The 3,668-nt window shown below is 36.0% G+C and carries 4 protein-coding genes; 2 read left to right on the top strand and 2 right to left on the bottom strand.

Annotated elements, in window-relative coordinates; genetic code table 11:
• Positions 1 to 166: 166 nt before the first annotated feature.
• The gene (locus IGQ45_15575; GenBank protein MBF2058587.1) at positions 167 to 445 is read right to left on the bottom strand and encodes a hypothetical protein; all 279 of its coding nucleotides are present in this window, start codon (positions 443 to 445) and stop codon (positions 167 to 169) included.
• Between the two features lie 88 nt (positions 446 to 533).
• On the bottom strand, positions 534 to 1,361 hold the full coding sequence (locus IGQ45_15580) for a HEAT repeat domain-containing protein (protein ID MBF2058588.1): 828 nt from the start codon (positions 1,359 to 1,361) through the stop codon (positions 534 to 536).
• Between the two features lie 420 nt (positions 1,362 to 1,781).
• Between IGQ45_15580 and IGQ45_15585 the strand changes: the two genes are divergently transcribed.
• Together IGQ45_15585 and IGQ45_15590 are read left to right on the top strand one after the other, a co-directional pair.
• The gene (locus IGQ45_15585) at positions 1,782 to 2,702 is read left to right on the top strand and encodes an NAD(+) kinase (protein MBF2058589.1); all 921 of its coding nucleotides are present in this window, start codon (positions 1,782 to 1,784) and stop codon (positions 2,700 to 2,702) included.
• A gap of 118 nt (positions 2,703 to 2,820) precedes the next feature.
• Positions 2,821 to 3,546 carry a sugar transferase gene (locus tag IGQ45_15590; GenBank protein MBF2058590.1) on the top strand — a complete coding sequence of 242 codons (726 nt, stop codon included), beginning with the start codon at positions 2,821 to 2,823 and terminating at the stop codon, positions 3,544 to 3,546.
• Positions 3,547 to 3,668: the final 122 nt, after the last annotated feature.

Raw genomic sequence — 3,668 nt, forward strand, 5'->3', positions numbered from 1 at the left:
TTTGTTATGTAGAATAGACTTTAAACCTTTATTTAACAAGGGTTTTGATTTATTCCGTAGAACTTATTGAAACTCTAATGAGAAATTTTATTAAAATAAATTTTGGATTTTGTCACCATAAAAATTATCCAAATTACAATATTTTAAATAATCATCATTTACTCAATCAAAAAGACAAGTTTCCAGCAACAATACGCCATTCATGTAATTGATATTCAACACAATTATTTTTTACTAAAGGATCATTTTCTACGATATTTTTAGCATCAGCGAAAGATTCTGCTTGAAATAATAACATACCCCCTCCCAACTCGCCCCAATATCCCGTAGTAGCTTGATGTCCTAAATCATTTAAACTTTTGATATATTCTATGTGTAATGGCACAAACTGATCAAAAATTTCCTTAGCGACAATACCTTGTTCTATTTTTACAAACCAAGTCATATGTAATGAATTATGAATTATGAATTATGAATTATGAATTATCATCTCCTTATTTTCCTTGCTGATTATTTCTTGAAAAAATATAAGATTATAAAAGAGAATCCATTAAATCCATGATCATAATAGTATCATGAGAGAGAGATTGGTTGGTTTGTTGATCAAAATTGATTTGATGCTCTAATAAACCCTTCATGGCGATTAATTTGAGACTATTTTCGGCATAAGCAGAAGCGATGGCGGTAGCGCCCTTCACATAACCCATAGCGCCCAAATCCATCAAAGCGGAGCGTCTTAACTGCAATTCCTTGCCCTGTAACGCTTCCACTAATTTTTCTCCATAAATATTATCCCCTGTCAACTGATATAAGGCACGGTGCGCCCCATAACTAACCTTGGGGACAGGGTGTTTTAAAAAGGGTTTAAGTAAATTTACCTCATTTTTTGCCTGTAAAGTGCCTAAAGCCTCTAATATTGCCTCGTAGGGTTGATATAGGTGAGGTTTATCAGCCACTGTGTCAGTGCCATAGGCAGTTAATTGATCATCTTGGATGGCTGGTTGAAGTAAAGCAGAGAGGGGAGAAATAGCGCGCTTATCCCCTAACATTTCCAGAGACTGCGCCGCCGATTCCCTGACATAATAATCCTCACAATCAAGAGCATTAATTAAAGGTAAGACGGCTTCAGCATTACCTAATTTGCCTAACGCTTTAGCACTATTACGGCGTAAAGGATAACCACCATCGGGCGCTATATCTCGATTATCGTCCAAACCGAGGAGGAGGGCGCTGATTGCTTCTGGGGTATTGACTCGAAATTTTCCTAACCACCAAGCGGCATAATAACGCAATCCTAAATCTTCCGTTTGAATTAAATTTTGGATAGCAATTTCTGGAGTTAAATTAGGTGCTTCCGTCATAATGAAAAAGTGGTGTCGTGAGGGTAAATGGATAATGGACAATTATGAATCCTTACTATCTTAGTGTAGGATTATGTAATCTTACACTTCAACCGCATTTTTATTCAAAAAGCGTGATTTTGCGTATGTTTTGATGCTTGTCGTGTGTCTTCACCCTTATAAATCGTTACTTCTGAGTTTATTCAGCAAAACCTATTTAGCTTAAAAAAGCAAAAGGGTTGTAACAAACAATATAAATCAAATGTGCCTTAGTGTATGCTCAAAAAACATCTTTGCACCTTCGCGCCTTTGCGAGACATATTAAATAAATCGAAAAATCAAAAAACATGAGCAAAACTTAATAGACCTCAAAACCTGATACAATCTTCATGGTAAAATGAAAAGCCATGGTCTGCTTCACATTAATCGGGAATATAATTGATGCCTAAAATCGGTGTTATCTACAACGATGTTAAACCTATTGCCTGTCAAGTTGCGACAGAATTAAATTCGACCTTAACGGCTCAAGGTCATCAGGTTTTCCTCGCCACAGGATATACTGGTATTTTAGGTTATTCTTACCCTCATCGTCCCGTGTGTCATAGCCCCATCGAACAAATTGCCGAACCTGAATTTGACCAAGATATGGATTTTGCCATAGTTTTAGGGGGTGATGGTACAGTTTTATCAGCTTGTCGTCAGGTAGCGCCCCACAATATTCCTCTTTTAGCGGTGAATACTGGTCATTTGGGCTTTTTAACTGAAATTTATCTTCATCAACTAGACAGCGCCCTCCATCAAGTGCTGAAGGGTGATTTTTGCGTTGAAGGGCGCTCCATGATTAAGGTTACAGTAATTCGAGAAGGTACTACCCTTTGGGAGGCATTATGTTTGAATGAAGTAGTAGTACACCGAGAACCATTAACCAGTATGTGCCATTTTGAGATCGAAATAGGGCGACACGCGCCGGTGGATATTGCTGCCGATGGTATCATTATATCAACTCCTACTGGTTCAACGGCTTACTCTCTTAGTGCTGGAGGTCCAGTTGTCACCCCTGATGTGCCTGTCTTTCAACTAGCGCCCATCTGCCCCCATTCCCTTGCCTCACGGGCATTGGTGTTTTCCGATCAAGAACCTGTTACCATTTATCCCGCTACAGATAATCAAATGGTGATGGTAGGGGATGGTAATGCTGGATGTTATATCTTACCAGATGATCAGGTGCGCATCGTGCGCTCTGCTTTTTCTGCGCAATTTATTCGCTTACAAGCGCCCGAATTTTTCCGCATTTTACGGGAGAAATTAGGATGGGGTTTGCCTCATATTGCCAAACCTTCTTCTGTAGAGTTACTTCACTAAACCTATATAACGTCAGTTATTAATTCATTGTTCACAAATGATTTCAGACTGCTATACTATCATTTTAAATAAATAATGGTTTAACCCTTTATAAATAAAAATGGTGTGGTACATTTAAATGGGCATTATGATGATGAATAAAAAGGCATTACATAATAAGAAAACATTTATGCATAAAATAACATCTTTTACTTTGTTATTTGATAATTCATTTTTTATTCAACCTAAAAAAGTAATTTTTAAAAGAATATTCGATATAGTATTTTCGCTGTTGATATTAATTACATTTTCTCCTTTGTACTTGCTTTTGAGTGTTATTGTTGCTTTTAGTTCACAGGGAGAAATTTTTTTTGCACAAAAAAGAGTAGGTAAAAATTTTCGTCCTTTCTTTTGCATTAAGTTTCGGACTATGGTTGCTAATGCTGATAAAATCCTTGATAATTTATTAAAAAAATGCCCCCAAACCAGAAAAGAATTTCAAGCAAATTTTAAATTAAAAAATGATCCTCGTATTACCCGTATAGGTCTTTTTTTGAGACGTACTAGCCTTGATGAGTTTCCTCAATTTTGGAACGTTTTTAAAGGAGAAATGAGTATTGTTGGTCCTCGACCTTTAGTAATTGAAGAAATACCCATGTATGGTAATAAAATTAATCAAGTTTTAAAGGTGAAACCGGGTATAACTGGTTTGTGGCAAGTATCTGGTCGTAATAACATCCCTTATAAAAAAAGAATTTGTATTGATGTATATTATTCTCAAAATCATAATTTTTGGTTAGACTTATCGATAATTTTAAAAACTATTTGGGTAATAATCTTTGTTAAAGATAATGGAGCTTATTGAAAAAGATAAAAAGTACTACATTTTATCTTGAAATGTGAGTGAAAGACCCCCGTTGAATTTCTCAACAAAAAAAATACCCACTGAAATCAACGGGGGATGTAAACGAACCAACAAAAAAATCG

It is taken from the genome of Cyanobacterium sp. T60_A2020_053 (assembly GCA_015272165.1).
Lineage (GTDB): Bacteria > Cyanobacteriota > Cyanobacteriia > Cyanobacteriales > Cyanobacteriaceae > Cyanobacterium.

Excerpts from the sequence above, each read along its gene's own strand:
- IGQ45_15580 (MBF2058588.1), bottom strand. The coding sequence starts at position 1,361 with ATGACGGAAGCACCTAATTTAACTCCAGAAATTGCTATCCAAAATTTA.
- IGQ45_15585 (MBF2058589.1), top strand. The coding sequence starts at position 1,782 with ATGCCTAAAATCGGTGTTATCTACAACGATGTTAAACCTATTGCCTGT.
- IGQ45_15575 (MBF2058587.1), bottom strand. The coding sequence starts at position 445 with ATGACTTGGTTTGTAAAAATAGAACAAGGTATTGTCGCTAAGGAAATT.
- IGQ45_15590 (MBF2058590.1), top strand. The coding sequence starts at position 2,821 with ATGGGCATTATGATGATGAATAAAAAGGCATTACATAATAAGAAAACA.